This window comes from Staphylococcus sp. IVB6181 (assembly GCF_025561445.1).
Taxonomy (GTDB): Bacteria; Bacillota; Bacilli; order Staphylococcales; family Staphylococcaceae; genus Staphylococcus; species Staphylococcus simulans_B.
In genome coordinates this window covers 139,684-165,388 of record NZ_CP095096.1, presented here as the reverse complement: position 1 = coordinate 165,388, position 25,705 = coordinate 139,684, and the positions used below count along the sequence as shown (strand labels likewise).

Genomic DNA, 25,705 nt, shown 5'->3' with positions numbered 1-25,705 from the left:
TGCATTTATTGTTCTTTATCATTGGTTTTTGTGTCGTTGGCTGCTTCTGCTTCTTCTTTCTCGATTTCTTTTTCACGTTTCTCTAATGGAATAGAGTAGTCTGTATCGTCATCGATATAAGACATTTGGAAGTGTTTCGTGTGTTCTCTGCGCAATGCACGCATGATAGACACAATCATGAGTATCAGAATGATCGAGAATGGCAAGCCTGTCACAAGTGATGCAGTCTGCAGACTTGTCAGTCCGCCCGCAATGGTCATTGTGACTGAGATAGCACCGATAAGCAGACCCCAAATAACTTTGTCTTTTATATTCGGGTTATCTACACCGCCCGTAGCCATACTTGCGACAATATGTGTCGTAGAGTCGGCACTTGTGACGATAAAGATGAAGATAAGTGCGATTGCTAAAATACTTGTAATGTCTGAGATTGGGAATTGTTTTAACAACTCGAACAATGCGACTGAGTAATCTTTATCTACAATCTTTTCAATTCCAGTATTTTGCGTTAATGCGATCTTAAGTGCAGTACCGCCGAAACCTGCAATCCATGTAAATGAAATTAATGGCGGAATGATTAATACGCCGATAACGAATTCACGAATAGTACGTCCTCTTGATACACGTGCAACGAAACCACCGATAAACGGCGACCACGCAATGACCCATGCCCAATAGAAGACTGTCCATTTTTGAACCCATCCGTTCTCTCCTGAATATGGATTCACACGTAAACTGTATTCAATAAAGTGACGTAAGTAATCACCTATAGCTAATGTATAAGACTCTAATACGAATTTTAAGTCTCCGAAGATTAAGATAAAGATTAATAAAATAGCACCAAGGCCGATATTAATATTACTTAACCATTTCACACCGCGGTTTAGACCGGTTAAAGCTGAACCTAGGAAGATACATACCATTAATACTGTAATCGCAACTTTGGTTACGTTTGTATTCGGTACATTAAATACATGATGCAAACCGCCGCTGATTTGCATAATACCTAAACCGATTGATGTCGCAATCCCCATTACTGTTGCGATAATCGCTAAAATATCAATCAGATTACGAACAGGTCTAGGATACGCTTCACCGAATACCGGTTCCATCGCTGTTGAAATTAATCCGTTACGCTTTTTACGGAATTGGAAGTAAGCCACTACTAAACCTGCCATAGCGAAAATCGACCATTGAGAGATACCCCAGTGGAAGAATGTATAGCCCATGGCTAAACGTGCGGATTCTTCTGACTGATCTTTCACTGTTCCTGGGAATGGCGAATGCAAGAAGTGTGTTAAAGGTTCTGCAACACCCCAAAAGACAATACCGACACCCAGTCCTGCCGAGAATAACATCCCGATCCAAGACATGAATGAGAATTCCGGTTCAGAATCATCTGCGCCAAGTTTGAAACGTCCGAAACGTGATACGGCTAACGAAATTAAGAAGATATCCAGTACAACGATAATAACTAAGAAGAGCCAGCCGAATGTCCCTGCAATCACGTCATACGTACTTTGTGCATATTTACCGAAGAGTTTTGGGAAAATTCCCGCAACCAATGTTGCTAGCAGGATAATACCTACCGAAGTGAAATAAACTATATTTCTATGTTTTTCTTTCCTGGTTTTCATGTTGAATTATAAATCCCCTTCCCGCTTGCTCAAACAAGCGTTTGTTTAATTAAAACACAAACAGAAGATAATCACAATTCGTCATTAAAAATATTTTGACTATTATTTAATTGATTACATGAATGTTTAAAAGGAATTATTAGCACATTGCTTATTAACACTAATCAGTATTGTAGCAACACTTATTATTCCCCGTCTCAGTTTATATCTATTTCCATAATTATCCTCTTTAATATTTATATATTAAAAACATCTATGCTTTATTGTTGATTTTTGAAAATTGTGATAAATTATTAGAAAATTGAATATTTTTAAACAAAGGGGGATTTTTATGCGAAGATTGGGGTGCTTCGTGTTAATTTTGACAGTACTTTTAGCAAGCTGCGGCAAGCAAGATGATGAAAAGCAGTCTGCTTCTATAGACTTTCCGAATCAAACAGTAGAGATTATTGCGCCAGCATCGCCTGGCGGCGGTTGGGATACAACAGCTCGTGCGATTCAAAAAGTCATGTTAGATGAAAATCTGACAAAACAAAACATCACCGTGATTAATAAACCTGGCGGAGGCGGTGAAGTCGGTTGGCAATATTTAAAGTCTCGCTCGCCGAATACCATCGCAATCAACTCTAGTTTATTGCTTTCAAACAAAGAACTGGGGCTCAGCGATTTAAGTGAAGATGATTTCACACCGATTGCTATATTAGCAACAGAATGGATCAGCTTAACAGCTTCTAACAAATCCAATTTGAATTCTGGTAAAGAAGTCATGGACAAGCTGAAGAAGGATCCGAAATCCTTAACTATCGGTGTCGCACCAGGTCTTGGCAACAATGACCATCTTGCTTTTGTACAAGCTGCTAAACAATACGGTGTGGATGTCGATCAATTAGACTTCCTCGTCTATAAAAGCGGCGGAGATTTACAGACAGCATTGCTGGGAGGACATGTCGATGTAGCTTCTACTGCAGTATCAGAAGTAAAAGAGCAGCATCAAGTACATAAACTCAAAATGTTGGCAGTTTCATCAGAGAAACGTATTAAAGGGATTAAAGACGTACCTACTTGGCAAGAACAAAGCGTCGATATGGTCTTCCCGCACTGGCGCGGTGTCATGGGCACAAAAGATATGACCAAAGAAGAACGTGCTTATTGGGATAAGACTATGCGCAAAGTTGTCCGTTCTAAAGGATGGCAAGATTTACGCAAAAACAATGATTGGGACAATTTCTATAAAGACAGCTATGAATCTGAAAAGTTCTTAAAAGAACAACGTAAAAAATATGATCAGCTCATTAAAGATGCTGGATTTTAAGGGGGGGACATTGTATGGCACGACTTTTACCACCGATTCTCCTTACATTATTAGGGATTATTTATCTGGTACTGACACTTAATGTACAACGGTCTCGTATCGGCGACCCGAACAGTCCGATGTACTTTCCGTTACTCATTGCGACGCTGCTCATTGTGATGAGTGTGATTTATTTCTTCCAAGAATATAAACGTCGCCATGAGCACTTTGAGATTCTCGATTTATTACTTCAAAAGAAAACACTGATTCGTTTAGGCGCAACGATTGTGATGATTATTATTTATGCTTTAATATTCGAACGCTTAGGTTTCTTAATTTCGACTATCCTCTTCTTAGGAGGCGTGTTGTTTTTAATTAATGGGGTGAAACACTGGCTTCAAAATATTATTGTTGCGCTCGTATTTTCAGGAATTACATGGTATACCTTCTCGCAATTATTAGATGTGAGTTTACCATAAGACAAGGGGGAGCAATATGGGAGATATCAACACTTTCTTAGAGGGTCTCACAACTGCCTTTCACCCCATGAATTTGCTTTGGGTATTGATTGGCGGTTTCTTAGGGACAATAGTAGGCATGCTGCCGGGGTTGGGCCCTGCAACTGCAGTTGCGGTCTTGATTCCTGTCACGTTTGGTATGGAACCGGTAAGTGCCTTGATTTTAATGATTGCGATTTATTATGGCGCGATGTATGGGGGATCTCGCAGTTCCATCTTGTTAAATACACCAGGTGATGGTTCCGCAATCGCAGCCACATTTGATGGGTATCCGATGACGAAGAATGGAGAAGCGGGTAAAGCATTAACGATTTCTGCAGTAGCATCATTAATCGGCGGGATTGTCACAGTTATCGGATTTATCGTTCTCGCCAAACCGCTGTCCGACTTCTCGCTTCAATTCGGACCAAGAGAATACTTCGTCTTATTCTTATTTACACTATCAACCATTGTTTCACTTTCAATTGGTAAGATGGTTAAAGGTTTTATTGCGACTGCCATCGGCTTAATGGTCAGTACTGTAGGTGTCGATTTACAGACAAGTGTTTACCGCTTCACCTTCGACATTCCTCACCTGAGCGAAGGCATCAACTTCTTAGTTGTTATCATCGGTGTCTATGCAGTCGCAGAAGTTCTATACAATTATATGCATCTAGAAGCTTTAAAGCCGCCTGATGCCAAACTAGGCGCTATGAAACTGACTAAAACAGATTGGAAACGTACATGGTGGACTATGTTAAGACAAAGTCCATTAGGCTTTGTGATCGGTGTCTTACCTGGTGCCGGAGGTTCTATAGCATCTATGCTAAGTTACTCTACAGAACGCCAAGTCAACAAGAACGGCAAAGACTTCGGTAAAGGTGCTATTGAGGGTGTTGCCGCACCAGAAGCATCCAACAACGCCGCTTCTGTCGGTGCTTTGATTCCCTTACTGACAATGGGCGTGCCGGGTTCAGGTACAACCGCTGTTATTTTAGGGGCAGTCATTATGTTAGGTCTGCAGCCAGGACCGCTTCTCTTTGAGAATGAACCAGAAACCATTTGGACATTAATCAACAGCATGTTCATCGGCAACATCTTCTTAGTCATCATCAACATTGCTTTAATCGGTTTATTACTTAAAATCTTGCGTACACCGCCTAAAGTCTTGTATCCGATTATTTTAGTACTCGCATACTTAGGAACTTATACACTAGGCTACAGTGTCGTAGATTTCTATATCTTATTAGTCTTCGGTTTACTCGGCTTAGGCTTAAAACTGTTAGACTTCCCGATGGCACCATTAATACTCGCTGCCATTGTCGGATCAGATATGGAACAAAATTTCCGTAAAAGTTTAATCACCAGCAACAACAACATATTCGATATCTTCTTTGGTTCACCGATTAGTATCGTACTGACAATCATGACCATACTTTCACTCACTTATCCATTGATACTTAAGTTCGTGAAACGCAAGAAGAAAACGGCATAATAAAACATCGGCCTGTAAAAAGGTCGATGTTTTTGTATCTCTATATCATGCTCATCTATATCTATCCAATTTAATTTCCAATCGAAACTTACGAAAACTTCATTAAATCCATCTAATTTTAACTGTACAACCTATTTTTACTGTGAGATTATTATTTTGAGATAGAAACCTGACTTCAACATCTCAAATACAAAAATATAGGTGAAGAATATGGATCTAATTAACAGTTCAACACAAAAAAATGCATTTCAACCTGTTCCTCAAGAAGAACGAACAATGGCCATGCTACTATGGCTTTTAAACATTTTCACTGGATTGATCGGCCCGCTCATCATCTGGCTTATCAAAAAGGATGAATCTCCTTTCATCAATCAACAAGGTAAAAACTATTGGAATTACGTTATCAGTTATTTTATTTACGGAATCGCAGCCACATTGCTTTGTTTCATATTGATTGGATTCCTCATCCTTCCGATTCTTGTTATTGCTTCAACAGTTTATTCCATCATCGCTATTGTTAAAACGAATCAAGGCGAAGACTATGAAGTACCACTATCAATCAGATTTATTAAATAGGATTCGAAAATTTCCTAAAAATGAATTTACCCCCTAAAGTCGCATTATCCAGCTTTAGGGGGTACTTTATGTGCGTATAATACATTGTTTTAGGATGCAGCATTCTTTTCATATCTTTTGCCGTCTGCCTTATTTATTAACTCAAATTTTTTAAAGTACGGACAAAATATCGTATTTCCTAACAATACCTTCTTATTCCTTTTATACACTGCTTCATTTCAAATGGGATGTTTACTATATTTGTACAATATATTGTTCATCAGTTCATACAACTCTTGCGTTTCTTTATGATTTAGTTTCTTAAAATATAATAGATACTTTAACTCTTGTGGCGCTTCTATAAATTCCTTTTCAATTTTTTGGAATATGTTTCTTTTTATGAGGCTTCTCTATGAAGTCTTTGTTCCTCAGTACGAGTCTTTGCGTCCGGCTTCCTTTAGGTTCTACCTCACGATTGACTTCCTTGTCATTCACTAATAGCTCATACTGTCAAACTTGTAACGAATTTTCACCGCCAAGTAGTCTTCCATACCAAGTACTACAATGACTAATTAGAAAAAAATAAAACCATACTTCCTCAATATAGAAGAAGCTGGTTTTACAAATATGAATTTAATCACTTTATTTACTACTTGTTAATATCTGTTCATCAGATATTATGTTATTCTTTACGCCTTCTATATATGTGTTATTCCAAGCAGTTCCTTCTTCATGGGTAATATTTACCAATGCACTCGTTGAATAATCAATATATTCTTCTAATGTAGTATCAATAACTTGCAAAACCTTAACTCCATTCTCTGAAAACAATACTCTGCTTAGGGACGGTTTTATTAACAAATCACTTTCAGAAAGGTAAATACTATCATCCTCTTCAATATCTAATATATCTTTACCACCATTTCTATACCTTGAATATATGCTATCAATTACAGGACCAAGTTTATAGGCATATATATTATCATCAAAAAGTTTGAAATTTAATTTTTTTAATACATTCTCATAACACAAATACGTTAACTTTTGTAGTTTCAAATGAGTAATATTTTTCCCATAACTTAAAATGTAGTTAGCCACATCATTAGCAGTAAGTTCTTTTTCATTTTTATAATAATTTATAAAGTCATCCTCATTTTCAAAAAAATCAATATCTGAAAAAAACGTGTCTTTTTGTTTTATAGAACTAATTTCATCTGAATCTGTAGTGATTATATGTGACGCAAGTTGTGCTCCCCCTACTTCAGAAGTTATCTTTTGCACAGTGTGTTTTATATATTTATAGTCATCCGCAGCGGTGATTAATTTATGCCATCCAACCCTACGTCCATGTTTATGATCAGGTATTATCAACAGAAAATGTTTAAACATTTAATTTCCCTCCTTTGTCACAATTATTTCCTTTACTATTTTGGGCCATTTTAAATAATCTTGTTTATATTTACTATGCGATTCTCTATTACTTTCTTCATCTTTGCTATTCCAAATTTGTATTTCCCATGGAAAACACTTGTTATTTTCACCACGTAAATAAATATGGACAGCTTTGTACCCGTTTTTATCATTATAGGTTGTTTTAATATTTAATGTTTTATCTAAATATTTGTTTAGTTGTTCAAAAAAATCTTCCAAATTAGAAATATCTAAAATTAACCTGCATCCAAACAAGTCATTTAAACATTTACGTAATGGTGTCTTTCCTTTTTCATCTTTTCAAACCTATACACTAACAGTTTAGACAACCTTGATTCTGGTTGCTTAACTCTACTATCTATACTTATTTTGAAGTGATTTCCAATTTCTTCTTCAAGTTCAATTTGTACTTCTATTAACTTATCACAATATCCATTGAGATAAGTTAGGAAATTCCAATCAAAAATATATTCTTCACTCTTTTTATCAATAATTTTATACACACAATACTTTTTCAAATTGTAAGTAGTAGTATAATTATTTAAAAACTTTTCGGTATATTCATTTTGACAACGCAGTAACAAAGAGACTAATTTGCAAATAACATTAAAATACCCAGTATACATTTGCCCTCATCCAAACTGTAAATTAAGCTTAACCATTGTTAAAAACATACACTTTCCTTATAGTTTTTTCAACTTATTTTTGAAAGTCTAATCCCGTATAGACCTAGATATTTTAGCCTGCTCACCATTAAATCTTTACTCTTTATAATTATATAATATTTTCCATTACCTGAATAATTATCATCTCTTTTTTCCTTACAAATCTCTCTCCTTAAACATGTAGTAATTCCATAAAATAAAGCACCCGACTCCTATGATGATATGCTCCCCCTATAGTAGACACTAAAAAAACAAAACTATAGGGGGAGCATTCTTATGTCTAAATATCTCGAAAGTGACATTAAATTATTTCTCTTAACATTTAGTTTAATAGATGAAGGTTATAGTTGTAATGAAGCTATAGAAAAGAGTGGTATAGAATTAAATCGTAAACAGGTGATGTTTAAATATCACCAATATAAAGTACATGGCGTTGAGGTACTATTACCAAAGAAAAGCAATAATACTTATAGTAAAGCATTTAAAGAAACAATTGTTCAGGAATACTTAACTGAAGGTGTTTCTGCTGTTGATTTAGCAATAAAATATAATATTCCAGCATATTCTACTGTTAGGGATTGGATAAAACGATATACTTTAGGAAAAGAGAATGTTTCATATTCTCCATTACTAGGGGTGTATTCAATGAAAGCGAGAAAAACAACGTTCGAAGAACGTGTAGAAATAGTAGAAGCATGTATTGAGTCAGAAAAAGATTATAAGAAAACAGCTTTAAAATATAATGTTAATTATGGCCAAGTATATAGTTGGGTTAAAAAATATGAACAATTTGGAAGTGCCGGTCTTGTAGACGGAAGAGGTAAAGGTAAGCCAACTCAGACAATGACTGATGAAGAACAAGCATTAGCTAAAACAAAAGCTCTTGAAGAAAGAATCAAATACTTAGAAATGGAAAACAAGATTTTAAAAAAGTTGAAGGAGAAAGAAAGAGAGCTGATCAATCGCCGTTTAGACAAATAGTTGAGTACCTTGTAATAGAAGACTTAAAAAATGAATATCCAATAACTCTGTTATGTAAGGTGGTTGGAATTTCTAGAGCCAGTTATTATAAGTGGAGAAAGAGAAGAGAATTTAAAACACAGCGTGAAATTGAAGATGAAATATTAATGAAAGAAATCTTGTGGATTTTCAATAAATACAACGGTAAATATGGTTATCGTCGTATTCGTATATATATCTGTTTAAGACTGGATAAAAAAGTAAGTCGTAAACGAGTATATCGTTTAATGAAAAAATTAGGTCTAAAATCTTGCATACGTGCTGCAAGAAAAAGATATAGACCCTCAACACCTACTATTACTGCAGAGAATTTATTAGATAGAGAATTTAGTGAAACGGAAGCTAACAAAAAATGGGTAACAGATGTGACAGAACTTATTTTAGAAAATGGAAGGAAATTTTATTTAAGCGCTATCAGAGATCTCGGAACAGGTAAAATTGTAAGCTATGATATAAGTTATTCAAATAACAATCAGCTGGTTTTTAATACTTTCAATAAAGCGTTAAAGAAAGTGAAAAATATAAGCGGCTTAATACTACATAGCGACAGAGGTTTTCAATATACAAGCAAACATTTTAAATTCTTGCTCGATGAGCAAGGTGTTATTCAAAGCATGTCACGAGTCGGACGATGCATAGATAATAGTCCAATGGAATCATTTTGGGGAATAATGAAATCAGAAATTTATCGCGGTAATAGACATTATAAATTCAAGGATATAAAAACTGCACGCTCGCAGTTTAAAGAATACATTGATTTTTACAACAATGAGAGAATTACTTTGGAAATGGAAAGATTAATTGCTTAACTTCTAACTAATGTCTACCCTAAATAATCTGGTAAAAGAAGTAGTGTGCGTAGCGCACCACTTTTTTTACCAGATCAAGCAAACGATAGTGCGCTAGGAGAATAAAAAAACTGTACAAACGAGATTTATCAACTCATTTGTACAGTAACTTAAAATTTGTTTATCAGATTCCCAATAAATTATTTTTTGTTTTTTTCCTGTCTACTTGACAGGGAGCAGTTCAAACTACTATTTGACCATGTCAGGATGTCTTTTTAAGTTATCCAAATGTGTTTTTCTATTAAAGTTATTTGGAATTAGATTACTAAAATTATCATAATTCCTTTAAAGTAAAGAAATGTTATATCGATTAAATTTATACGATGTTTTCCACTCATTTTGTATAAGGATCCGTAGTCTTACTTGTCTATTTCATTATCTTTCATCATAAAATTTCAGTTTCACTCACCTTTACCATAAACAACACTTTCAAATGATTCCAAATTCTCTAATGCTTTATTTAACAAACCTCTTTTAACAAGTGAAACATAAATAGAGCATGCTTCTGCCTGACAATTATAGGAACGTTTAGGGTTGAATTCTATATCAGTAAACGCATCATATTTTAGAATTTCATTAGCGAGTTTTTCATTTTGAGTTAACGCATTAACATATAACCAATTATAGAAAAGTGTTTTGGGCTCCAACTTGAAATCTCTTCCGAAGCAGTGGTAACTAATCATTACATCATTTGAGTCTATTTGCTTTAATTTTAATTTCATCTCTCGTGATGTATAGCCGTCTCTCAACATATAGTTGTGTCGTCCTGCTTTTTTATAAACTTTACTAGATTGAAATAATTGTTCAACTGTAAATGTGTGTCCTTTTACCGTCTGAATACTGAGATTGAATGCACTTGCCTGAACCCCCACCGAATTTGTAGATTTACTCGATACTTCAAGTACATTGGAGGTAGGAAAACATGACAAAAATGCTTCGTGTAAACTAACCACGCTCTTTTGTTTTTGCTTTTTTGCAAATCCAGGATACCATTGAAATGTAATGTTTTCTTTCATAAATTTCGAGCTTTGATTATCTATATAATATACATATCTATCAGCCATGATTACTTATTTTCATCACCTTTTCATAAGGCAACTCACCTTTTTTTAATAATTTCACCACTTCTTTCTTTTCAAATAAATCGCTGGACGAAACAATATCATAATCTTTGATATTCACACCACAAAGTTCTAACCGTAAACATTCATTCTCAGCAATTTTATCAGTTGGAAAGACAAGTCCAATAATATCTTCTTTTGCTACTTTTTTGTATACCAATACTTCACCTTGTATATTAGTCGGGGTATTATCTGGATAACTATCTGGTCTATAAAAGTCGGTTTTTCCTACTACTACTTCATCAAACATTTTTTCTAATGCTTCAGGACCCTTTTCTATTAATGTTCCCCCTTTCGTAGCAGCATTAACCGAACAAAATTTAGTAGTTTGATCAATAACTTTTGGATCTATTAATAAAATAACCCATTCATTAAAAATCTGATTAATACTTCTCTTTAATACTGATGAAAAATAATAGCAGTTCGGATACTGCACAGAAGTGCATATGTAATCTTCATGCTTATCATATCTATCTTTATCTGTTTTATCGAGAAAGGAAGTATCAGATATAAAATTGTTCGCTAGAATACCATCGTCACTATCTATGCCTTCACCTAAAATAAAAGGTAAGTTTTTAGATTTAGTGAAGTGACATAATCTCGTAATTTCACGCTCTTTTAAAATTGATTCAAACATTTTTTACCTCCTATTCTTCAACATATTCACCAAATAAATCTTCAGGCATAAGTGGAGTTCTATTTCCTGAATGAATAATCACTAACTTTTCCTTAGCACGCGTTACACCGACATAATATTGAGCAATATATGCCTCTAAAATTTCATCGTCTATATCTTCTAAGTCCCAATCATCTTTATCAATTTCAAGTTCTTTGTTGTCATTCATAATACTTTCAATAAATATAGATTCGCTTAAAAATGGCATAATGACAATATCAAACTCCAGACCTTTTATTTCTCGATATGTTCCATAGAATAATTTACTTATTTCAAATTTATTTTTATCTTTAACACTCACTACATTTAGCCCATGATGTTTCATATAACCTGTAAATTCTTGTGCTTTGATTGTTGGTAAAATGACACAAACACTTCTATCCGTCTGCTGAATGGTATTACTTGAAAGAAACTGATACATCATTGTTAGTTCGTCGCTTTCGTTATCGTACTTCATAATTTTAGGTTTAGGTCCTTCTCCAACCCCTAGTTTAGCCTCTGCATAGAACTCATTACTTTTATCAAAATACTTAGATTGAGATAGTTTCAATGCAAACTCACTAATTGGCTTACTATTTCGATAATTTTGATTGAGCTGATACTTTTTATAACTCCTCATATCTATACCTAAAGACTTATAAGAGATCCTTTTTCCGAATACACCTTGATTAATATCTCCCAATAGAACCATTGCTCCTGTGCTATCACTTAATACATTAACTGTTTTCAACATATCCGAAGTAAAATCTTGAAACTCATCCACTAATATATACTTATAACTCGTAAGTGTTTCAATATTAGGTTCATCTTTGAGCTTTTCAATAATTTTACAAATTATCGATCCAATATCTTCAAAATCAAAATAACGATTTTCCTCTTGTCTTATCCCTAAATACGCTTCATATACTTCATAAAAATATTTGCGTTTAGACCGCTCTACACGTGTCCCTCTTCTGCCAATGCGTTCCATTTCTTCATACATCTCATATGAATCCACTGACATTTGTTGTAGCCAAATTACTTCATCAATAAATGTTTGTAATGGGCGATTAAACGTACTTTCATCTTCATCACTATATTTTTCTTTAACTTTTTCTAATGCTGCTTTAATTTGTACATTCCTATTACTATTGTAAGGTATCAATTTTTTTGAACCTATGTATTTGTTCAATTCATAGTATCTGTCAGAGTAATTTGCAACTAATTTCTGTAATACTTCTCTCATAAATTTATGATAGGTCATTATTGTCAAATTCTGAGGTAACCCATCTCCCCATTGCTCTGCTAAGTATTTTAGTTTACGATTCATATCATCGTTAACTGCTCTATTAAAGGTTAACAATACTATGCTTTCTGTTGGATACTTTTTAGAGAGCCAATAAATACGATAAATAGCTAATAATGATTTACCACATCCAGCACTACCAGTAATTACCATGTTTTGATTATCTGGCACATATAGAATTTCAGTTTGATGTCCAATCAGCTTTGGTATTGACACTTTAACTCCTCCCATTCATAATAGCTTTGAACTAAATCAGATGGTCAAATAATTGTATGCAACCCCTATTGTATCATTGTACTTTTGTAATTAAACACTATTGCAAAAAACTTTTTCTATAATACTATTAACTACGGAGGGAATACATGCCTATGCACAACAATTCACTAGAATCACTCCAGCAGCAAAACACACAGCTAAATAAAAAGGTGAAAACACTTGAACACTTGTTACAGTCATCACTCAATATCGGAGAGCAAATAACAAGTAATCATCTGCAAAAGTTATTTCTCAATTTAAAAGAAGAAAAGCTTATAAAAAACTATGCAATATATAATAATATTATTGTTGAAAATGAAGAAGAAATTCATCAAGTAGATCACTTTGTCATCTGTGATCATGGTTTCTTTGCAATAGAAACCAAACATTGGAAAGGCGATATTTACTTTAACTTCCACAAAGATAATTTAAAAGACTATAATCTTGATGGTTTGAAAAAATACTTATTCACTGACAACGATGATAGTTATATGACCTTTATACTTTGTAATGAAAACAATCAATTTCAATTCAAAAAATATGGACATCCCTTCCAACAAGTAATGAAATCTACAACATTTTGCCAAAGTGTACTAAAAACTGACTTCATCGAAAACATTATTTATTTTAACCATAGGGGAGAAGGTGAACTATTCGTCGGCAATGCTTATAAGTATGTTGAAACACCTTCATCAGAACAAGAATTGAGCACGATAATCCGAAAGAAAATCCAAAGAAACAAGTCACGTAAAAATATGGACAGTGCCACAATTATGTCTCATTGTGAGACCTTGAATAAATTTGCTAATAACGATGCAACAATTATTAATATCCACTAACCCAATGCTCTACCAATAATAATCACATAAATATAACTACCTTCCTCTTTCTTCTTTTTAATACAAACAAAGCTTGAAGTATCAATACCTATATTTAGGTAACGATACTTCCTTTTTTAGCTTAGAGTAATATTTTAAACCCAAAGGTCAGACTGCCGTTTGTCTGAAGTAAGAGTGACGGTCGTGTAACAAGTGTTGATTTGACAAGGCTTATACTGTTTTTAATTTCCTAAGATTTTTTCATTCTTTTTTATTTTCGGCTGAAGCTTTGTACGAAATTAACGAGAATTGTTTGGTATGATTCTATAGATTTCAGTTCAACATACTCCCCTTCCCCATGCCAATCTGAACCAGAAGGTCCGAACTCTATTGCTGGTACATCATGTTTTAAATAATAAGCCGCATCAGAAGTACCATGCTGACCGAAGACTTTTGGTGAAGAATGGGTTGCTGCTTCGATACAACTTAGCATTAGCTGCATAGGCTTGCTTTCAATATCATTATTAACCGGCACAGCTTCATAATGAATCTTGACGTTGGCATCTGTAATCTCTTTTATTTCTTCAAGTATCTCTGCACTGGATTGTTCTGGCAAATAGCGTATATCAACATTCATCTCACACTTTTGCGGTACTTTATTATAAGCATCACCGCCGAGTATTTTAGCAAGATTGATTGAAGGGGCATCATATAAATCACTCGAAACTTTTGCGAACGGCAGTTCTTTTATAGCTTCATATGTCTTAAAAGCTTTTATGATCGCATTGTCACCTTCCCACGGCCTGCTGCCGTGTGCAGGTTTGCCTTCAAAGAACATATCCATTTGCAAAACACCTTTTGCTTTATAGCCTACACCTAATTGCGTAGGTTCACCGCAAATCGCAAAGTCGCCTAAATAACCGTTATCGACTAAATAAGAAGTACAGAAGTTACCTCCGGTTTCTTCATCAGACACAATATGCAGCTGAACTGAGGTATTGCCTAAGTCTAATGTACTCAACTCAGTGATGGCTGCCATCATGGCAGAAAGTCCGCCTTTCATATCTGCAGTTCCGCGTCCATACATTTTGTCATCCTTTACTTCAGGCTGAAATTGATATGGTTCACCGCTTACCACATCCACATGTCCATTGAAAATTATCTTCTGTTCACCTTTACCTACTGTACAAACCAGCATCTTATACCCTTCATTGATTAGCACTTCAGCTTCTAATCCTTTGTCTTTCAGCCATTGTTCGCAAAAATCGATTGTCTTATTCGCCATAGCTTGATTCGCACTATTAAACTCTACTAAAGCCTCCAACAACTCTGTTGTGCAAGACATTGAACCCCTCCTATTGAATGTATTTTACTTTCATACTACCCATTCTTATGCATGGTATATAGATTGAACACAAAAAATACCAGCAATGCACTTTAATCAATACATTGCTGGTTAAACTAAATATATACGCACTTTTCGATTTGACGTGAGAAGCATCACTTCTTGGTCAATGTTCTGGATCAATGCTTGCTGTTGACGATGGTTATTATCCATTTTGTTACGTAAATGGTTTATGGCGTCAGTGGTTTCAGCTGCTTGTTGATTGACTTCTGACAATAAGACTTGTGTGCCTTGAAGCGTTTGATTGATTTGTTGCTGATTTCGCATAGAATTTTGATAGTAACGCACGGAGTCTTGGTAGAAACGATTGAGCGTATCATGCAAAGAGGCTAAGTAACTGCTGATTTCTCTATGGTGTGATTCATTTCTTGCTTCTTTAATGGCCTCTTTCCAGTTTTCCGCATACCCTTCACTTAAATGTGCCACTAACTCAGCTAATAATTCATCAGATTGAAATTTAATTGGGATGAAGTTAGACAGTAAGTCTAGCTTTTCTTGTAATTGAGGTAGATTTTCACTAAATTTAGGATTCGTCTCAATATCTTGTTGCGTTTGATAAAAGTCTTGATCTAATTGTGCTAAGCTTTGATTGACAGTGAGTTGTTCTCGAAGCTGATTATCAGGATAGCGTTTAGCTGCCTCTTTATAATAACGCTGTGTTACTCCTTCATTATGCTTAGGTACAATATGACTTAATATATAGTGGCATAGCCAACTTAAAATAAATAGCGGCACAATTACAAACATGAATAAAATTTGTGTAAAGGACTTAATCATGTCCGAAGCTTCACCGCCTATTATTGTAATGACGACCATCGGAAGGAAAGCAAGCACTGCTGCTAAAACAATCGAACTCCCTCTCAAAAGCGTTGTTTGATGCTTGGTACGCCAATCCTGTTTCGATTTTAATGGGGTCATGACGAGTATCAAGTTAATCACAAAACTATAAATTAAACTTGTCACAACAAGGAAAAAGGCTTCTTTCATCAATATAGGTCTTCCTCCAAGCATCGCCACGATAAAGTTTATGAAGATAGAACCTACTATCGTTGTAATCACTGTACTAATGAGTGCTATCCATAAATAGGATTTTAAAAGTCCATTTTGATTCAAATGAGATTGAAGAAAACTTCCCTTTTGTTTTTGTTCTACATAATCATCATATATAACTTGCTTACTTTGTTGATACTTTTGCTCAATATCTGATGCCATTATTGATTTTTGTTCTTCATTTTCAATCAATAAAGCTTCATATTCATCTTCTAAAGCTTTGACTTGATTTTTCAATTGGTAAAATGTCGCAAGAAAGCCGATTAAATCTAAGCGTGACATGCTCTGAAGCACTTCTACATTATCTTGTCCTTTATGTTTATGATAAAAATCATGAATATTTTCATAAGTTAATTCTGCCATCTACTCACTCCATTTAATATTTATTTTTATAGAATTAACATTAAGTTCCAAACAAAATAATCAGTTGTTTCTATCATAACGCAAAAAGAACTGCTAACCTATACCAGATTAACAATTCTTTTCTTGTTCAGACTTTATTTAATTTTTCAAAGTTAACTACTCGTCTTATCTGTTTTTTCCTTTTGGTATCGTCACAAACGATGCGATAAATGCACTTAACATGACTGCTGCACCTACCACAAAGGCTACGCCTGCCGCAAAGGCGGGTGTATGGTTAGGTTCTAGTGATGAGTACACTGTTGTGAGTATTGCGATACCAAATGCTGCGCCAAGTGTGGATGACATTTTGATAATACCAGATGCCACACCTACTTTTTCTGCAGGTACACTTGTTAAAGCTGTATCGAGAACCGGTGTTGCGAAGAAGCCAAGTCCTAAACCTATGAATAAGAAACCAATCACTGACACGATGATATATACAATATCCGGTAGGAATACAGTTGAAATTAATAAGATACCAATCGCAATCGAGATAGGTCCTGCCATCATAGGGAATCTTGGTCCTTTACGTTGTAAATAACGTTCTCCGATACGAATCATAGACAGACTTCCGATTAAGTAGGTAATTGTAACGAAACCTGCTTTTAAGCCTGAGAAGCCAAGCCCTGCTTGTGCATAGATATTAAACAGCGCAAGTGATCCGATAACTGTGTTTAATAAGAAGTTCGCTGATACTGTCCCGATATACGTTTTATTTGAGAAGACACTAAAGTCGATAAACGGTTGATGCTTTTGTTTCTCAAAGAAGTAGAAGACAATCACTGAAATTACAAAGATTGCGTCTAGTGTTAATGTAATCGGGTTTAACCATCCCATTCTTGTCCCTTGTGTTGTTACGACGTTGATACTTAACATCATAATCAAGAAGATGGTAATTCCAACAACGTCGAATTTGATATTTTTAGCGCCGGGTTCTTTTGATTCAGGTACACCTCTAAATAAGTACAGTGCGACTAAAGATAGAATGATAGATAATACGAAGATCCATTTCCATCCGAAGAATGTCGCTACTAAACCAGCAAAGAATGATGCGATTCCAGTTCCGCCATATGAACCGAATGACCAGAAACTCAATGCTTTTTGGCGTTCCTCATCATGATAGAACTGGTTGATAATCGCAATGGTTGCCGGCATTAAACATGCCGCAGACAACCCTTGCAAAACACGACCGATAATTAAGAGTGCCGGGATACTTGAAATGATTACTGCGATGGATCCGACGATACTAAGGATAATCCCGATACGTGTCATTTTTACACGGCCCAGCTTATCTGCTAAGCCGCCAGCAACTACAATAAATATCCCTGTAAAGAGTGAAGTTAAGCTTACCGCAATATTCACTACGGTCATATCTATGTGATAATCTTTTTGCACATGCGGCACAATGTTTAGAAATGATTGTGCGAACAACCAATAAGTGAGGATGGATAATATAATCGCAACGATCAGCTGAGTTCCAGGTTTAAATGCTTGTTGTTCCTTTTTTGATGCCATTGTTGTATCCTCCTCGCCTAGTGGTTTTTAATAATACTTTGTCCTGCAATGCGTCCGTAAGTGAAGATATCCGCAAGTGCGTTGCCGCCTAAACGGTTGCCGGCATGGATACCGCCTGCCACTTCACCAGCTGCGTATAAGCCTTTGATTGGTTGGTCATCGATATCAATGACTTGTGCTGTCGTATCGATTTTCAAGCCGCCCATTGTATGGTGAACCGCAGGTTTACGCGGTGTTGCATAGAACGGTGCACGTTCGATTTTAAGGTCAAAGGCATTCTTGCTGAAGTCATCATCATGTCCTTTATCTACGAATGCGTTATAACGTTCAATCGTTTGTACAAAGTGTTCTGGGTCCATATTCAATTGTTTCGCTAAATCTTCTAGCGTATCTGCTTTATAAAGGACTTTCTCTTCGATTTCTTTATCAATTTTATCTTGAGATGTGTTCATCGCAAGTTCTTTAATATTTTCATCCGCAATGATGTAGAACAGTCCGTCTTTTTGATCAAGTGCTGCTTTAGACAAGACATCACGGCTTTCAAACTCGTTGACGAAGCGATCGCCGTCTTTATTGACGAAGACGAAGTTTGAAGGTGTCACAATTAATCCAGTGAATAATGCGCCTGTTTTAGGGTCAGAAATCGGCATCATTTGAGAGAAGCCCATACCGACTAAGTCAGCGCCGACTTGTACACCTAGCTTAATACCGTCACCTGTAATGGCTGGAGAGTTTGTTGTTTTAATATCGTCAGGAATATTATCCCAATACGTATTGTATTGTTGAATCATTTGCGTATTCGCTCCGAAACCGCCTGCGGCGATAACAACACCATAACGTGTGTGGATTTTCACTTTTGCTCCATTATGTTTTGTTGCTTCTACACCCACAATTTTGCCGTCTTCTTTAATCAGACGATCTGCTGTTGTTTCAGTCATAATTTGACCATGATTCTTACGTACAAAGTCGCTTAATGACTCAATGAATTCTAAGCCTTGAGCTTTCATCGGTTTATGGCCGCGTCGCCATAAAGCACCGACAGGCATATCTACAATTGTTCTATCGAAATGAACACCTTTTTCTGTTAACCATTTCACTGATTCAAGAACATTGTCTGTTAGTGTTTTGACTAAATCATATCGGCCTGTAATCACTTTGCCGTTTCTATCTGCACGACGGCCGCCTAAATAAGTTTGAATACGGTGTAATTCAATAGAGTCGAACAAGTAATCTTGTCCTTCTTTTTGAGTTTCAAGATAATCCTTGATTTGTTGTTTCAATGTACGGAAATCTTCTAGATATTCTGCTTCAATATCATTTTCATCATGATTCATTAACGCTTCTAACGTTTCTTGTTCACCATGTAATGATGGGAATTGGTTTTGCCATGATGGTTCTGGTGCGTTGACTTGTCCGCCGGTACGAATCGTATTACCGCCGATAGCTGCGAATTTCTCAAGCATAATTACTTCTTTGCCTTGTTCTAATACTGAAGCCGCAGCACTTAAACCTGCACCGCCGGTACCGATGACTACAACATCTGTTGTTTCTTCAATTGTTTCGTCAGACCATTCTACAACTGGTTTTGGACGTGCACGTAAGACATCAGGGTTTTCACCTGCTTGTTTAATCGCTTCAGCAACACCTTCAATTACACCTTCGCATGTCACTGTCGCACCTGAAATCACATCTACGTTTAATGTTTGGCCGTTAATGATTTCATCTGGCAAACGTTCGAACGCCGGATTTGCGATACCTTCAGACTCATTACTGTCATCCACATCGATTGATAAGATTTTATCTTCAGAGAAGACTACTTTCATAGGCAAGTTCGCATTATGACCTTTTGCGAAGACTTCATACGTACCTGGTTTATATTTAACTTTTTTATTTTGAAGTGCTTTTAAGCGTTCATATTTACGTTGCTCTTCCTCTTTATCGACAATCATGAAGTCCATCACTTTCCATAATGGTGATGGAATGTGTAATGTACGCTGATCATGAATATCCACAAAGTCTTCGATTTTTTCATTCTTCTCAACTTTTTCAGCCCAGTGCGGTTCTACTAAATAAGCTTTACCTACACTTAATAAATCATAGCCGAGTGCTAATGCATCTTCCGCATCTTCACGTTGTCCGATACTGCCGACACCCATGATTGGAATTTCAGCTAATGTTTCACTGCGTAATTTTAAATATTTAGTGATAAGCGGTTCTTTATCTGCTGTATCTACAATAGATGTACGTTTATAGCTATTCGCAGAAATGTGGAAGTAATCTGGATGTGCTTCTGCCAATGTATTTAACAGATACATAGTATCGTCAAAACGGATACCAGGTTCTTCTAATTCTTCAGGAGAGAAACGATAACCGATAATAAAGTTTTCTGCATTATTTTCTTTCACTGCTTTTTGAACTTCTTTTAATACCGCCATAGGGAAGTGTGTACGTTTCTTTCTGCTTCCGCCCCACTCATCTGTTCTGCGGTTACTATGAGGTGAGAAGAATTGCTGCAAGAGATAAGTGTTCGCACCGTGGATTTCAACACCATCATAACCTGCTTCAATCGCTCTTCTTGTCGCTTCTCCAAATTGATGAATCATATCTTCTACTTGCAGCGGTGTCATTTCACGCGGTACAGCCGCATTCGGACGAAGTGCCGCAACAGGACTTGCAGAAATCGGAGTTGCTCCGCCGTTGATTTTAGGATCTGCCATACGTCCTGCATGATACAATTGCAAAATGGCTTTAGAACCTTTCTCATGAATTGCATCTGCTAAACGTTTCAACCCAGGAATCTTTTCATCTGTATCAATACCGATTGCGCCAGGGAAACCGCGTCCGTTATCCATTACGAAACAACTCTCAACAATAATCGCCCCTACTTTTCCGGAACGATGTTGATAATAATCAACCATCTCAGCCGTTACCGATCCATCAAAGTAAGCAGATTGTATCGTCATGGGCGCCATTAAAATTCTATTATCCAACTCAGCTCCCGATGATAATTTAACCTTCTCAAATAAAGACTTTGTCATGCCAACTTCTCCTTTTGTGAATTATTTCACATGATAGCCTAAAATTTTTTTCTCATACATCGCATATGAGAAAGTTGTCCAATATCAAGTGATTCATTTTTTATTTTCTTAATTTTTCATTTCTTTTACTTTCACTGAGAGTATAACATAGAACACCCTTTGTGAAAACGTTAACAAATAAATATTCAAACAAATTTTACAATTCTATGAATTTATTCCATTCATCGTTTCACCTCAATTTATACATGTACCTTTTCACACTTTAAATTTACTTTTGACTTACTCCCTTTGCATCCAAACATCTATTCTAACCTTGTATTGAAAGTTGCTAATTTAGCCTTATTTCTTACAACTACATTGCTTGCAACCTATATATAATAAAAGTGATTAAGTAAGGAGGTTTTCTAAATGAAAGCAATCGTAGTAGGTAAAGATCATCAACCCCAAGTTACTGAGAGAACATTACGCCCTTTGAAATATGGAGAAGCCTTATTAGATATGGAATGTTGCGGTGTATGTCACACTGATTTACACGTCGCACATGCAGACTTCGGTGATGTAACAGGTACAATTTTAGGTCATGAAGGTATTGGTATCGTGAAAGAAGTAGCCGAAGGCGTCACAAGTTTAAAAGTAGGCGACCGTGCAAGTGTCGCATGGTTCTTTGAAGGATGCGGTCATTGTGAATACTGTACAACTGGTCGTGAAACATTATGCCGTGAAGTTAAAAATGCCGGCTATACTGTTGATGGCGGTATGGCACAAGAATGTATCGTCACTGCAGATTATTCAGTAAAAGTTCCTGATGGTTTATCAAGCGAAGCTGCCAGCAGTATCACATGTGCTGGTGTTACAACTTATAAAGCAATTAAAGAATCAGGTGTCAAAGCTGGAGAATGGTTAGTATTATTCGGCTTAGGCGGACTTGGCAACTTAGCATTGCAATATGCGAAAAAAGTATTTAATGCGAAAGTCATCGCAGTAGACATCAATGAAAGTCAATTAGAATTTGCGAAAAAATATGATGCTGATATCACATTAAACCCTAAAGAAGTGAACGTAGAAAAATATATCCAAGAACATGTTGGCGGTGCACATGCTGCTGTAGTTACAGCCGTAGCAAAACAAGCTTTCAATTCAGCTGTTGAATCTGTTCGTGCCGGCGGTACTGTTGTTGCTGTAGGTTTACCTACAGAATCTATGGACTTATCTATTACTCGTTTAGTCTTAGACGGTATCCATGTCGTAGGTTCTTTAGTCGGAACACGCGAAGACTTAAAAGAAGCTTTCCAATTCGGTGCTGAAGGCTTAGTTGTTCCTAAAACACAAACACGTCCAATGGAAGATGTTCAAGATATCTTTAAAGAAATGGAAGAAGGTAAAATCAACGGTCGTATGGTCATTGATTTACGTCATTAATCATCATTATAAATGAAGCCAGACCTCACATTTGGGGTCTGGCTTTTAATTTCGTTAATACACTATTGTTTAATTTACATGTTCTGCAATAATTTCATAATTTTCTAGTTTACTTATTCTTTCCTTATCTCCGATAATCACAAATTCCTTTTTAGCACGTGTGACAGCAACATTAATCAAATTAGGTTTTTGACATGACCATTTAATGGCACCATTTTGCGTGTCGTCCGTTCCTGTCACAAAATAAACCTTATCCGCTTCTTTACCTTGGAATGTATGCACTGTTCCAATTGATTTTTTCGCCCATTCACTAGCTGCTTTTCTATCTAAATTAATTTCTATTTGTAATGCATTGCGTACAGATTTTCTAATTTCATCTTTCACTTTGGTAAACGGTGAAATTACATACGTACTTGGTGCAGATTCACCATTTTGCAGAGCTTTTTTCCAGTCTTTTAATAGACAATTAACCACTGCTTCTCCTTGTTCTTTAACAAATTGTTTTGGCCCTGCTTTACCTTTGATATCAAGCCATGATGCTTGTCCTGGCTTTTTCTTAATGTAATCTGGAAGTACCATCTTTTCTTCATATGCAATGATATTACTAATATCAAACATAGGATTCAGACATCTTCTATGTACCCACAATGGAATGCCTATCCATGTTGGATTACCCGAATCTGTTCCTTTCCAATAGCCGAAAACATTGGCATTATCAGCAATGCTTTGTACAGACGCTTCTGCACTGACTAATCGTTCCGGCACTTGATACGCTTTACGGACTAAATCGATTAGATGGTTATCAAGCGTCACTACAGGCTCAATTTGAATCGGATCGCCCACTGCCACAACCTGTCGTGCACGTTGCATTGCGCCAACCGCAGCTTGAGGTACCGCTTGTCCTGCTTCATCAATATATAGATAGTCTATAAAGTCTTTAGGCATGTCACGATACATATTTCTAAAACTCGCAAAGGTCGTACTGATAACTGGATATACAAGGTGCAATACATTCCATGCATTTTGTACTTTTTCTGGTTTATCCTTGATATATTCATAGCGTCGTTCAAAGTCCCAAAGTCCAGCTTGAACTGATTTCACATTACCTAACAGCACTAATTTATGCAGCACCATGGCTTGAATAAACAACAGTCCTCGATAAAATTGCAGCTCATCTGAAGTGTTAAGCACTTTTTCTTGTCGAACCTTATAATTCTCTTTCGCCCAAAAGGCATCATCAGAAAATTGCACACTGCTATGTTGCGCTTTAAATGTTTCATACTGTTGGATTGCATCTTCTTGGGCTTGTTCTTGCTTTTTAATTTGTGCAATATTTGATGTGCTGTTTTGCTTTTGTTTTTCTAACTCAATTGCCTGTTGCTTAAATGTTTTTTGCTTTTGTTTAAGACTATCTCTATCATCTATAAGTTTTGTGACTCTTTCGCTTAGATCAGGATTTTTTGAATCTTGGTTCGTGTCACCTTTGAAAAAACCTACGAGTTTATCTAACGCTGACTTGTTGCTTTTTTCTTGTGATAATGTATGATTTAAAAGTTCTTGTTCCATTTTATTTTCTTGGAGTTCATTTTCTGTTTCTTCTAGATGGGTTTTATTTTGAGCAGTTTCAGCATCTATTTGTTCAAGCAGCTGTTGGTGGTGTGCTTTTTTCGCTTGTAGCTGCTTAGATGTTGCAATGGCATCTTGATAGCTGTGATTAAGCTGTATACCTTTTTCGATATCTGCTTTTAGTTGTTTAATTTTATCTAAAGTCTCTTTAAAATTATTCTGAGCCTCTTCCCATGATCGAGAGACATCCATCTCTTTTTCTTGTTCTTTTAACAATTGAACTAAATTGTTCGAGTTATCCTTCAAAGCATGTTTTATCGCTACATCGATATTTATTCTTTTGCCCATCGCAGCTGAAAACAGTCAACATGCAGGTTCTTCAATTATATTTTCAGCAATTTTGCTGAAATCTTTTAATTTAGAGGCTTCTTTTTGATAAGCCAACTCATATTCCATAAATGAAGAATCTTCGCCTTGTCGAATCACTTCTGCTATTTTAGGCAAATCTTTTGTGATGTTTTCTACAGCACCATTATTACTAGATGCGACCACCATTTTGAATTGCGCAATGGAGTCCTTTAAAAAATACATTTTTCTAGCATCCGTCTCATGAATTTTTCTTGCCTCAAAGGCTTTTCTAGGAGAAGATAATTCCGCTAATACCTTAGCTCTTTCAACAATGTTATGGGCAAATATATCTTTTAGTAATGTAGTTTTACCTGTTCCAGGAGGCCCATTGACAGAGCTGACATGTTGGTGACCACTGGTAATTTGATTCACAGCCACTTGCTGCATCAGTGAAAGTCTATGTTCAACAAGTGATGGCCATCTGCCATCTGGATAATACTTTGGCTGTAAGATAGCTTCATTACCTTCTCTGTTTTCATCAATTTCAATTTTATCCATATCTGCAACACCTTCAATGTAATGAGTAAGTGTTGTACTAGGTGCTTGTTTGGCTTGTTCTATATCACTTAAGTAAAAGCTATTCAATTCATTCATTTGATCTCCAGGCTTAACCACTCTAACAGCGGTCGCATGTTTAAAAAAGCCTGAAAATCGGGTTTCATAGCGTGCAAAATATTGTTCATATACTCTATCCATATGATTCAACTTAACTTCTGTCAGCACATTATCTCCCAATATCTCGTCACATTCATGTTTGAAACGTTCAAAATGATCCCCGTAAACAGATTCTATTTGTTCATTCGGGTTCTTCGTCATATTTTTCATCGCGCTCATAAGCATTGGAACATAAAGTGTATCAAGCAATACTTTACCTTGATTATCTACCATAAACGTATAGCCGTAACAAATTTTAGAACTTTCATTGTAGACTTCTTCCTCATCGAACATTTGTTGAAGTTCTTTTTCAATCTCCGCAAATCTAAAACAATGACGATACATTTGAAATTGTAATTGTGCTTTTACGGCTTGTGGTTCAGACAACTTAAATTTATCTGCTTCCCATAACGGCTCAAAAGTTTCAAACTTACGCATAACCTTTTGCTTTTCACGCTGTTCAAACATTGTTTCACTTAAGTAATCATCTATGCCCTCGACTTCACCAGGTTGTAGTGTTTCAATTAATGCCCATGCCGATAAAGTGTTTTGTACTAACTGATTCATCGATATACCCCCTGTTTAAATTCATACTTCTTCTCTCTGCTTTTCTTATAGTATAACTGATATTAAAGTTATAATATATGCCAGACT

General features: G+C 35.9%; 20 protein-coding genes. 7 read left to right on the top strand and 13 right to left on the bottom strand.

Annotated elements, in window-relative coordinates; all coding sequences use genetic code 11:
- Nucleotides 1-5: 5 nt before the first annotated feature.
- Nucleotides 6-1,637, bottom strand: a complete 1,632-nt coding sequence (locus tag MUA90_RS00790; RefSeq protein WP_114604254.1) for a BCCT family transporter — start codon at nucleotides 1,635-1,637, stop codon at nucleotides 6-8.
- Nucleotides 1,638-1,968: 331 nt separating this feature from the next.
- Here MUA90_RS00790 and MUA90_RS00785 point away from each other — a divergent pair, with 331 nt between their 5' ends.
- The 4 genes from MUA90_RS00785 to MUA90_RS00770 all read left to right on the top strand — a co-directional run bounded on the left by MUA90_RS00785 (nucleotide 1,969) and on the right by MUA90_RS00770 (nucleotide 5,496).
- Nucleotides 1,969-2,949 carry a tripartite tricarboxylate transporter substrate binding protein gene (locus tag MUA90_RS00785; protein ID WP_262587712.1) on the top strand — a complete coding sequence of 327 codons (981 nt, stop codon included), beginning with the start codon at nucleotides 1,969-1,971 and terminating at the stop codon, nucleotides 2,947-2,949.
- Between the two features lie 14 nt (nucleotides 2,950-2,963).
- A complete protein-coding gene (locus MUA90_RS00780) occupies nucleotides 2,964-3,407 on the top strand; it encodes a tripartite tricarboxylate transporter TctB family protein (protein WP_262587710.1) in 444 nt (147 codons plus the stop codon).
- A 16-nt stretch (nucleotides 3,408-3,423) separates the two neighbouring features.
- Nucleotides 3,424-4,920, top strand: a complete 1,497-nt coding sequence (locus tag MUA90_RS00775) for a tripartite tricarboxylate transporter permease (RefSeq protein ID WP_262587709.1) — start codon at nucleotides 3,424-3,426, stop codon at nucleotides 4,918-4,920.
- 210 nt (nucleotides 4,921-5,130) lie between these two features.
- Nucleotides 5,131-5,496 (top strand): DUF4870 domain-containing protein, encoded by a 366-nt coding sequence (locus MUA90_RS00770; protein ID WP_262587708.1) that lies wholly within the window; start codon nucleotides 5,131-5,133, stop codon nucleotides 5,494-5,496.
- A gap of 621 nt (nucleotides 5,497-6,117) precedes the next feature.
- Here the strand turns inward: MUA90_RS00770 and MUA90_RS00765 are convergent.
- The 3 genes from MUA90_RS00765 to MUA90_RS00755 are packed head-to-tail and all read right to left on the bottom strand — an operon-like array spanning nucleotide 6,118 to nucleotide 7,532.
- Complete coding sequence (locus tag MUA90_RS00765; protein ID WP_262587707.1) at nucleotides 6,118-6,864, bottom strand: Panacea domain-containing protein; 747 nt, start codon at nucleotides 6,862-6,864, stop codon at nucleotides 6,118-6,120.
- On the bottom strand, nucleotides 6,865-7,125 hold the full coding sequence (locus tag MUA90_RS00760; RefSeq protein ID WP_262587706.1) for a hypothetical protein: 261 nt from the start codon (nucleotides 7,123-7,125) through the stop codon (nucleotides 6,865-6,867).
- A 41-nt stretch (nucleotides 7,126-7,166) separates the two neighbouring features.
- Nucleotides 7,167-7,532 carry a hypothetical protein gene (locus tag MUA90_RS00755; protein ID WP_262587705.1) on the bottom strand — a complete coding sequence of 122 codons (366 nt, stop codon included), beginning with the start codon at nucleotides 7,530-7,532 and terminating at the stop codon, nucleotides 7,167-7,169.
- A 315-nt stretch (nucleotides 7,533-7,847) separates the two neighbouring features.
- Here MUA90_RS00755 and MUA90_RS13995 point away from each other — a divergent pair.
- Nucleotides 7,848-9,400, top strand: a protein-coding gene (locus tag MUA90_RS13995; protein ID WP_398577361.1) for an IS3 family transposase whose coding sequence is annotated in 2 segments (ribosomal slippage) — nucleotides 7,848-8,525 and nucleotides 8,528-9,400 — 1,551 coding nt in all. Because the reading frame shifts where the segments join, the coding sequence is not laid out codon by codon here.
- 440 nt (nucleotides 9,401-9,840) lie between these two features.
- On the opposite strand, the gene MUA90_RS00740 is transcribed toward MUA90_RS13995, so the two are convergent.
- Genes MUA90_RS00740 through MUA90_RS00730 form a run of 3 tightly spaced genes read right to left on the bottom strand, consistent with a single transcriptional unit; the run spans nucleotide 9,841 to nucleotide 12,737 of the window.
- Nucleotides 9,841-10,503 (bottom strand): DarT1-associated NADAR antitoxin family protein, encoded by a 663-nt coding sequence (locus MUA90_RS00740; RefSeq protein WP_262587704.1) that lies wholly within the window; start codon nucleotides 10,501-10,503, stop codon nucleotides 9,841-9,843.
- Complete coding sequence (locus tag MUA90_RS00735; protein ID WP_262587703.1) at nucleotides 10,496-11,197, bottom strand: DUF4433 domain-containing protein; 702 nt, start codon at nucleotides 11,195-11,197, stop codon at nucleotides 10,496-10,498. The genes MUA90_RS00740 and MUA90_RS00735 overlap by 8 nt, the downstream gene beginning before the upstream one ends.
- 10 nt (nucleotides 11,198-11,207) lie before the next feature.
- Entirely contained in the window at nucleotides 11,208-12,737 is a 1,530-nt protein-coding gene (locus MUA90_RS00730; protein ID WP_262587701.1) for a UvrD-helicase domain-containing protein, read from the bottom strand.
- 146 nt (nucleotides 12,738-12,883) lie between these two features.
- Here MUA90_RS00730 and MUA90_RS00725 point away from each other — a divergent pair, with 146 nt between their 5' ends.
- Nucleotides 12,884-13,615 carry a nuclease-related domain-containing protein gene (locus MUA90_RS00725; RefSeq protein ID WP_262587699.1) on the top strand — a complete coding sequence of 244 codons (732 nt, stop codon included), beginning with the start codon at nucleotides 12,884-12,886 and terminating at the stop codon, nucleotides 13,613-13,615.
- A gap of 250 nt (nucleotides 13,616-13,865) precedes the next feature.
- Here the strand turns inward: MUA90_RS00725 and MUA90_RS00720 are convergent, their stop codons facing one another.
- From MUA90_RS00720 to MUA90_RS00705, 4 genes are all read right to left on the bottom strand, one after another.
- Nucleotides 13,866-14,939, bottom strand: coding sequence for a M20 family metallopeptidase (locus MUA90_RS00720; RefSeq protein ID WP_262587698.1), 1,074 nt, complete (start codon nucleotides 14,937-14,939; stop codon nucleotides 13,866-13,868).
- A gap of 111 nt (nucleotides 14,940-15,050) precedes the next feature.
- Entirely contained in the window at nucleotides 15,051-16,412 is a 1,362-nt protein-coding gene (locus MUA90_RS00715; RefSeq protein ID WP_262587697.1) for a hypothetical protein, read from the bottom strand.
- 165 nt (nucleotides 16,413-16,577) lie between these two features.
- Nucleotides 16,578-17,966, bottom strand: a complete 1,389-nt coding sequence (locus MUA90_RS00710) for an MFS transporter (RefSeq protein WP_262587695.1) — start codon at nucleotides 17,964-17,966, stop codon at nucleotides 16,578-16,580.
- Between the two features lie 17 nt (nucleotides 17,967-17,983).
- A complete protein-coding gene (locus tag MUA90_RS00705; RefSeq protein WP_262587693.1) occupies nucleotides 17,984-21,004 on the bottom strand; it encodes an NADH-dependent flavin oxidoreductase in 3,021 nt (1,006 codons plus the stop codon).
- A 408-nt stretch (nucleotides 21,005-21,412) separates the two neighbouring features.
- Between MUA90_RS00705 and adhP the strand changes: the two genes are divergently transcribed.
- Nucleotides 21,413-22,423, top strand: coding sequence for an alcohol dehydrogenase AdhP (gene adhP / locus MUA90_RS00700; protein WP_262587692.1), 1,011 nt, complete (start codon nucleotides 21,413-21,415; stop codon nucleotides 22,421-22,423).
- A gap of 69 nt (nucleotides 22,424-22,492) precedes the next feature.
- On the opposite strand, the gene MUA90_RS00695 is transcribed toward adhP, so the two are convergent.
- Both MUA90_RS00695 and MUA90_RS00690 read right to left on the bottom strand, forming a co-directional pair.
- The gene (locus MUA90_RS00695; protein ID WP_262587690.1) at nucleotides 22,493-24,265 is read right to left on the bottom strand and encodes a DEAD/DEAH box helicase; all 1,773 of its coding nucleotides are present in this window, start codon (nucleotides 24,263-24,265) and stop codon (nucleotides 22,493-22,495) included.
- An 87-nt stretch (nucleotides 24,266-24,352) separates the two neighbouring features.
- On the bottom strand, nucleotides 24,353-25,618 hold the full coding sequence (locus MUA90_RS00690) for a DEAD/DEAH box helicase family protein (protein WP_262587689.1): 1,266 nt from the start codon (nucleotides 25,616-25,618) through the stop codon (nucleotides 24,353-24,355).
- Between the last annotated feature and the right edge of the window lie 87 nt (nucleotides 25,619-25,705).

Coding starts and splice junctions, on each gene's coding strand:
- MUA90_RS00790 (WP_114604254.1), bottom strand. CDS start 1,637: ATGAAAACCAGGAAAGAAAAACATAGAAATATAGTTTATTTCACTTCG.
- MUA90_RS00785 (WP_262587712.1), top strand. CDS start 1,969: ATGCGAAGATTGGGGTGCTTCGTGTTAATTTTGACAGTACTTTTAGCA.
- MUA90_RS00780 (WP_262587710.1), top strand. CDS start 2,964: ATGGCACGACTTTTACCACCGATTCTCCTTACATTATTAGGGATTATT.
- MUA90_RS00775 (WP_262587709.1), top strand. CDS start 3,424: ATGGGAGATATCAACACTTTCTTAGAGGGTCTCACAACTGCCTTTCAC.
- MUA90_RS00770 (WP_262587708.1), top strand. CDS start 5,131: ATGGATCTAATTAACAGTTCAACACAAAAAAATGCATTTCAACCTGTT.
- MUA90_RS00765 (WP_262587707.1), bottom strand. CDS start 6,864: ATGTTTAAACATTTTCTGTTGATAATACCTGATCATAAACATGGACGT.
- MUA90_RS00755 (WP_262587705.1), bottom strand. CDS start 7,532: ATGTATACTGGGTATTTTAATGTTATTTGCAAATTAGTCTCTTTGTTA.
- MUA90_RS00740 (WP_262587704.1), bottom strand. CDS start 10,503: ATGGCTGATAGATATGTATATTATATAGATAATCAAAGCTCGAAATTT.
- MUA90_RS00735 (WP_262587703.1), bottom strand. CDS start 11,197: ATGTTTGAATCAATTTTAAAAGAGCGTGAAATTACGAGATTATGTCAC.
- MUA90_RS00725 (WP_262587699.1), top strand. CDS start 12,884: ATGCCTATGCACAACAATTCACTAGAATCACTCCAGCAGCAAAACACA.
- MUA90_RS00720 (WP_262587698.1), bottom strand. CDS start 14,939: ATGTCTTGCACAACAGAGTTGTTGGAGGCTTTAGTAGAGTTTAATAGT.
- MUA90_RS00715 (WP_262587697.1), bottom strand. CDS start 16,412: ATGGCAGAATTAACTTATGAAAATATTCATGATTTTTATCATAAACAT.
- MUA90_RS00710 (WP_262587695.1), bottom strand. CDS start 17,966: ATGGCATCAAAAAAGGAACAACAAGCATTTAAACCTGGAACTCAGCTG.
- MUA90_RS00705 (WP_262587693.1), bottom strand. CDS start 21,004: ATGACAAAGTCTTTATTTGAGAAGGTTAAATTATCATCGGGAGCTGAG.
- adhP (WP_262587692.1), top strand. CDS start 21,413: ATGAAAGCAATCGTAGTAGGTAAAGATCATCAACCCCAAGTTACTGAG.
- MUA90_RS00690 (WP_262587689.1), bottom strand. CDS start 25,618: ATGAATCAGTTAGTACAAAACACTTTATCGGCATGGGCATTAATTGAA.